Raw genomic sequence first — 4,744 nt, forward strand, 5'->3', positions numbered from 1 at the left:
GCCGTACGCACCGCCGAAGGCTGGCGCATCAGCGGGCGCAAGATCTACTCCACCGGCAGCCACGGCCTGAGCTGGTTCAGCGTGTGGGCGCGCAGCGATGATGCCGACCCGCTGGTCGGCGCCTGGCTGGTGCCCAAGGACAGCCCTGGCGTCAGCATCATCGACACCTGGGATCACCTGGGCATGCGCGCCACCTGCAGCCATGAAGTCGTGCTCGACAACGTGCTGGTGCCGCTCGACCACGCCGTCAGCGTGAGCCCCTGGAGCGCACCGCAGCCGGAGCTGGATAGCGATGGTTTCCTGTGGATGTCGGTGTTGCTGTCCTCGGTCTACGACGCTGTCGCCCAGGCCGCGCGGGACTGGCTGGTGAATTGGCTGGAAGAGCGCAAGCCGTCCAACCTCGGTGCGGCGCTGTCGACCTTGCCGCGCTTCCAGGAAACCGTCGGGCATATCGACACCCTGCTGTTCGCCAACCGCAGCCTGCTCGACGCCGCCGCCGAGGGCCAGACCCCGGCCGCGAATGCCGCGCAATTGAAGTACCTGGTCACCAACAATGCGATCCGCGCCGTGGAGCTGGCCATCGAGGCCTCCGGTAACCCCGGTTTGTCACGCCATAGCCCGCTGCAACGGCATTACCGCGACGTGCTCTGCAGTCGCGTGCACACCCCGCAGAACGACGCCGTGCTGCAAGGTGTCGGCAAAGCGGTGTTCGCCCAACGCCACAAGGAACGCACATGAGCCAGGTGATTATTGCCAGCCAACTGGACGAAGACTACAACGACGTGATCCGCGCGCGCCTCGCGGCCCTCCACCCCGACGCCCAGGTGATCGGCGTGCCCGTGGGCGTGCCGAGCGACCTGCCGCCCCAGGCGAATATCCTGCTGCTGCGCCCGATCAACGTGCGCGGCTACACCGCGCCGGACACGCCGCCGCCGGGTTGGCCTTACGCTGCGCAGTGGGTGCACCTGGTCTCGTCGGGCATCGACTTCTACCCGCAATGGCTGTTCAACGGCCCGCCGGTGACCACCTCGCGGGGCAGCGCCGCCGACAACCTGGCCGAGTTCGCACTGGCGGCGATCTTTGCCGCGTCCAAGCATTTGCCGGAGATCTGGGTCAAGGATTCACAGTGGAATTTCACCGCCTTGCGCCCGCTCAAGGGCACCACGTTGGGCATCCTCGGCTTTGGCGCGATTGGCGAAAGCCTGGCGCACAAGGCCCTGGCGCTGGGGATCAAGGTCGTGGCCTTACGGCAGAGCCAGGCGCCATTCGGGGTTGACGGGGTTGAAGGTGCACGGGATATCCACGACCTGTTTGCCCGCGCCGATCACTTGGTGGTGGCTGCGCCGCTGACCGAGGCCACGCGACATATCATCAACCGTGATGTACTGGGCAGCGCCAAGCCGGGGCTGCACCTGATCAACATCGCGCGGGGCGGGTTGCTCGATCAGCAGGCCTTGCTGGAAGCGTTGGATAACGGCCGGATTGGCCTGGCGTCGCTGGATGTGACCGAGCCGGAACCGTTGCCGGATGGGCACCCGTTGTATAGCCATCCGCGTGTGCGGTTGTCGCCGCATACGTCGGCGATTTCGACGAATAGTCGCCATGAAATTGCTGATACGTTTTTGGCGAATTTGCAGAGGTTCGTCGCGGGCTCCAAGCTGAACAACGTGGCCAACGCCTGACGCTGGTTAACAATGTGGGAGGGAACTTGCCCCCCTCCCGCATTGGTTCATTGTTGACTGGGAACACTTATTTGATCCGGTAATGGAAGGTATTGCGCACTGCCGGCACGGCGACGGCCTTGCCTTCGACGATCCTCGGCTGGTAGCGAAAGGTATTCGCCGCCGCCAATGAAGGCCGGATAAACAGCGGGTGGCAGCCGTCCAGCACCCTGGGGTTTTCCACGCGCCCTTGGGGGTTGACGGTGTATTCCACTGAACAGTCGCCTTCGATGTTCTTGTCCAGCGCACGCTCGGGATAGTCGGGTGCTTCCTTGCTCAAGGGTTGATATTGGCGGCTGTCGAAAGCCGGGGCTGGCGCGGGTGCCGCTGCGCGCGCTTTTTCAGCGGCCAGGCGCTGCTGGTCCAGGCGTTGTTGTTCCAAGCGTTGTTGCTCCAGCTCACGGTTGCGTTGTTCGCTGGCCAAGCGTTGTTGTTCGACCTTCTTCTCCTCTACCCGCTTGCGCGCCAACGCAGCCTTCTCGAGCTTTTGCGCCTGGACCTGTGGGTCGACAGTGGGTTTCACCGGCACAGGAACGCTGACTGGCTCGGGCGGCGGCACCATGGCCGGCGGTTCAGGCATAGGCACGGGTGCAGGCACTGGCACTGGCGGCATCATCACCAACTGGGTATGCATCACCCGCGGCGCTTCAACCACAGGCTTGTGCGTCGACCAGCCCAGCATCAAGGTAGCCAATACGCCAACGTGCAGCGCCACCGCGACGCTGGCGGCGACGCTGTTTCTCAACCACCCACCGGTATCCCGGGGCGCCATCGCCAGGGTGGGACTGTGCATGATCATCGCCGTCATTGCGGGGCCTCGGTCACCAGCCCCAGGTTGCTGACACCACCCTTCTGCAGCACCGCCATTGCCGCCACCACGCGGCCGTACCCGGCGTTATCGTCGGCGCGGATGTACACCTGGGTGTCGCTGCGCGCCGCCACTACTTGCATGACCTTGGCGCCCATTTCATCCAGGGTCACCGCGCTGTCGGTCTGATGCTGAGTGTCGAGTTCGCCGCCGAGGTTCCAGTAGTAACCGCCGTCAGCCTTCACCGACAGCGTGAGGATCTGCTGGCGCGTATCCGTGGCCAGCGCCTCGGCGGCGACTTTCGGCAGTTCGATTTTTACGCCCTGGGTCAGCATCGGCGCGGTGACCATAAAGATCACCAGCAGCACCAGCATCACGTCGATATACGGCACCACGTTCATCTCGGCCTTGGGCCCGTGCTTGCGTTGCGGCCTGGTCAACATCGGCTCTCTCCTCTCTCAGGCGGCCACGGCCAGGTTGATCGAGGTACCGCGCAGCGCACGATGCAGGCGCACTTGCAGCTCGTTGCCAAAGGCGTAATAGCGGGTGAGCAAGGTCTGGCCGCGGGCCGCAAAACGGTTATAGGCGATCACCGCCGGGATCGCCGCAAACAGGCCGATAGCCGTGGCGATCAAGGCTTCGGCGATGCCCGGCGCGACGGTCGACAGCGTGGCCTGTTGCACCTGGGACAGCCCGATAAACGAATTCATGATGCCCCACACCGTGCCGAACAGCCCGATGTAGGGGCTGACCGAACCCACGGTGGCGAGAAACTGCAGGCCCTTTTCCAGCTCGATTTCCTGCTCGGTGATCGCCACCTGCAACGCGCGCTCCACACCCTCCAGCACCGCCGGATCATGGCTGTGCAGGTGCTGGTATTCCTGCACTCCGGCGATGAAGATCGGCGCAATGCCGCCCTCGCCCGCCTGCACGGTTTCGCGGTACAGCCCCTGCAAATCCGGCGCCGCGCGAAAGCGTTGCACAAAGCCGTTCAACTGGCGCTCCAGGCGCCGCAGCACACTGCTGCGCTGAATGATCAGGTACCAACTCAGCAATGAAGCCAGCAGCAAGGTGAGCATTACCGCCTTGACCAGCAGGCTGGCATCGCTGATCAAACCCCAGATCGTCATATGTTCCATCGTCGCGTGCATGGTTGACTCCTATTGCATTAAAAAATAATGACCGGGTGATGACGGCTCAGGGCAATTTCAGCGCGCGGGTCACGTCGGCCCAGGGCACGAACTTGAAGTTCTGGGTTTGCTCGGGCATGCGCTTGCGCCCGTCCTGCACCACCAGCATGCCCTGGCTCCAAGGCCCGCCGAGGTTGATCGCGGTCGCTTCCAGGCCATCGGTTTCCGAGGCGCCGTCGATACCGGCGGCGGCGTTCAGGCCGACGCGAAAGGCGCCGTGGCTGGCAAACGGCGGCTCGGCATCCAGCACCAGGTAGCTGTCGTTGCCCTGGCTGGAGATCACCAGGTAGTCGCGCTTATCGCTCTGGTACAACGCCAGACCCTCGACATCCGCGTGCAGTTGCGCGCCGACCTTGATCACGCTGGTCAGGGTTGCCGGCTTATCGGCGCGCGCATCCACGGCCCATACGCCGACGTCCTCTTCGCCGATAAACAGGCGCTGGCGCTGGTCGTCGGCGACGCAGCCTTCGGGCTGGCTGTCGACCTTGAACTGGCGCACCAGCTCGCCCTGCACGCGGCCGTCCGGCGCGCTGAGGCGGTATTGCAAAAAGGTACCGTCCTTGCCGTTGGCGATCGCGTAGAGCTCACCGCTGGCCGGTTGGAACAGGCAGATGCCGTAGATTTCCTTGAGTGGCGTGGGCACTTCGCCGGCCTCACGCAGCTCGCCAGTCTGACGGTCGATGCTGAACAGGCTCAGGCTGTTGTGGTCGCGGTTGCTCGCCACAGCCAGGTCGACCGTGTGCTGGCCGAGCTTGAAATGGGGGCGTACGTCGACGTTGTTGAGACGCCCTACCGCCAGCTCCTGCAGCAGCTTGCCGTCGAGGTCATAGGCGAGCAGGCCCTGTTTTTTGTTGGTGCCGAGCACGCGGCTTTTCGCAGGTTGCTCAGGGTGAATCCAGATCGCCGGGTCATCCGCAGCATCGCCCTGGCGGCCGACCGGGTCGCTTTGGCGCAACGCCGCGACCTCCGGCAGCACCGCTGGCGCCGCAACCGGCTTGGCTTGCCAGGTGAGCGTGCCCTGGTAC

At 64.4% G+C, this 4,744-nt stretch carries 6 protein-coding genes; 2 read left to right on the forward strand and 4 right to left on the reverse strand.

The features are described 5' to 3' along the window. On the forward strand, positions 1-738 hold a 738-nt coding region (locus WBR57_RS25335; protein WP_424087714.1), incomplete at its 5' end, for an acyl-CoA dehydrogenase family protein. Beyond that, positions 735-1,682, forward strand: a complete 948-nt coding sequence (locus WBR57_RS25340; protein WP_424087716.1) for a D-isomer specific 2-hydroxyacid dehydrogenase family protein — start codon at positions 735-737, stop codon at positions 1,680-1,682. The genes WBR57_RS25335 and WBR57_RS25340, both read left to right, overlap by 4 nt. 67 nt (positions 1,683-1,749) lie before the next feature. On the opposite strand, the gene WBR57_RS25345 is transcribed toward WBR57_RS25340, so the two are convergent. The 4 genes from WBR57_RS25345 to WBR57_RS25360 form a co-directional block, all read right to left on the reverse strand. Then, complete coding sequence (locus WBR57_RS25345; protein WP_424087718.1) at positions 1,750-2,529, reverse strand: TonB family protein; 780 nt, start codon at positions 2,527-2,529, stop codon at positions 1,750-1,752. After that, on the reverse strand, positions 2,526-2,972 hold the full coding sequence (gene tolR / locus WBR57_RS25350; RefSeq protein WP_048731426.1) for a protein TolR: 447 nt from the start codon (positions 2,970-2,972) through the stop codon (positions 2,526-2,528). Before tolR ends, WBR57_RS25345 begins: the two co-directional genes overlap by 4 nt. Before the next feature lie 15 nt (positions 2,973-2,987). Continuing rightward, a complete protein-coding gene (gene tolQ / locus WBR57_RS25355; protein ID WP_424087721.1) occupies positions 2,988-3,680 on the reverse strand; it encodes a protein TolQ in 693 nt (230 codons plus the stop codon). Positions 3,681-3,726: 46 nt separating this feature from the next. Then, on the reverse strand, positions 3,727-4,744 hold a 1,018-nt coding region (locus WBR57_RS25360), incomplete at its 5' end, for a phytase (protein ID WP_424087723.1).

The organism is Pseudomonas sp., from assembly GCF_049590575.1.
GTDB lineage: Bacteria > Pseudomonadota > Gammaproteobacteria > Pseudomonadales > Pseudomonadaceae > Aquipseudomonas.